The organism is uncultured Brevundimonas sp., assembly GCF_963975535.1.
Classification (GTDB): Bacteria; Pseudomonadota; Alphaproteobacteria; order Caulobacterales; family Caulobacteraceae; genus Brevundimonas.
Window position 1 is genome coordinate 1 of the sequence record NZ_CAXBHE010000032.1, and the last position, 1,643, is coordinate 1,643.

General features: G+C 44.2%; 2 protein-coding genes. Both read right to left on the minus strand.

Features of this window, described 5'->3' with window-relative positions:
• Window positions 1-296: hypothetical protein (locus AACZ75_RS15655; RefSeq protein WP_339874148.1), on the minus strand; the 296-nt coding region annotated here is incomplete at its 3' end.
• Window positions 297-327: 31 nt separating this feature from the next.
• Window positions 328-1,643: glycine-rich domain-containing protein (locus tag AACZ75_RS15660; protein WP_339874149.1), on the minus strand; the 1,316-nt coding region annotated here is incomplete at its 5' end.

Below are 1,643 nucleotides of genomic sequence, written 5' to 3' on the forward strand. Positions count from 1 at the left end.
TTTGTAAATTGACAAGACTCAGAATAATCCCAATTAAAATTCCAACCTGCTGATGCATTTGCTTGATGTATGTAAGGTTGAATTTCTTTATATACCCATCTATCATTCATCCAAACAATATCTGAATCTCTTTTCTTTTTTAAATCTATAACTTGTTTTTTATTTAATTTTTTATCACCATAACCCCCAGTGACTGCCATTTGTTCTTGAAGTTGTTTTCCGTATTTAGAAATATCATCACAGATACGTTCTGGGATTGCTGATTTAAAATACCAATAATAATTAGTTAAATTCATGTGTCTTTATGAAAAACTTTATAAAGAATTTTTATGAAACTGTCAAGGTAGCTGAAGCCGTAAATTTAGCTATCTTATCTCCACCCGGATGAGTAGACATTGTAGCTGCTGGTCCTGGATTAGAACTAAAAGTAACCGCACTTGGTCCCCTAACTACAACAATACCTGAACCACCTGCTTTACCTTCTCCTGTTGTTGGAGGAGTATGACCAGAGTCAGCTCCACCTCCACCACCACCACCAGTATTAGTTGTTCCAGCAACTGAACATGTGCTTGGTGCTCCACCACCTCTTCCACCACCACCTGCTCCACCTGGTCCAGGGGCTGGTCCATGATAACTTGGTCCTCTACTACCACCACCTCCACCACCACCTGCGTAAGATGTATCAGGTCCTAAAATTGTGTTAGGCGCACCAGCTCCACCTGCTCCACCACCAGAAGGAGTTGCACCTGCTCCAACTGCAGTAGCTCCACCTCCACCACCACCTGCTCCCGCACATGGCATAGGGTTTCCTGGTAATGCTGTTCCACCATTATTACCTTGAGGAGGACTTGTTGGAGGAGTGTTTCCTGATCCACCAGCAGTTGTTTCTCTAATTGATCCACCACCTCCTGAACCTCCATCACTAGCCGAACATGCTGGTGAGTTAAAATTATTTGCTGCTCCACCACCTGTTGAAGTTATTGTTGAAAATACAGAATCACTTCCTTTATCTGCTCCACCTCCACCAATTGTAATTGTATAATCTCCTTCTTCTACAGTTAAAGCGGAACCTTGTAATGGAGAAGGTCCATAACCAGAAGCTCTATATCCTCCAGCACCTCCAGCACCACCTCTATTACCATTACCACCACCACCTCCAGCTACTACTAAATAATCTATTGTATAACTTGCTATAAATCTTGGCCATGTTCCCTGTTGCTTGGCTGCCATTTGACTTTGCATTGACCACACACCACTTGCTTTATTTAATTCTTTTACGACAACTATTCCTGATCCACCAGCTCCACCTGAATGTGCTCCAGGTGCTGAAGTTCCTCCACCACCTCCACCTGTGTTAGTTGTTCCTGCTACTCCATTACTACCTGAATTTGCTGCTCCACCACCACCTGCACCACCTGTTCCTTGAGTTCCAGTTCTTTTTGCTCCACCTCCACCACCTGCAAATACTGAACATGTAGGTCCAACGTTTCCTACATAAGGACTAAAATCTGTTCCAGCTCCACCTGGACCACCACTTGATGGGGGACTACCTGCTGTACCTGCAGCACTTGCTCCACCACCACCACCACCTGTTAAACCTGGAGGGGCTGCATCAAAACCTCTACCACCTGGATTTCCTTGTC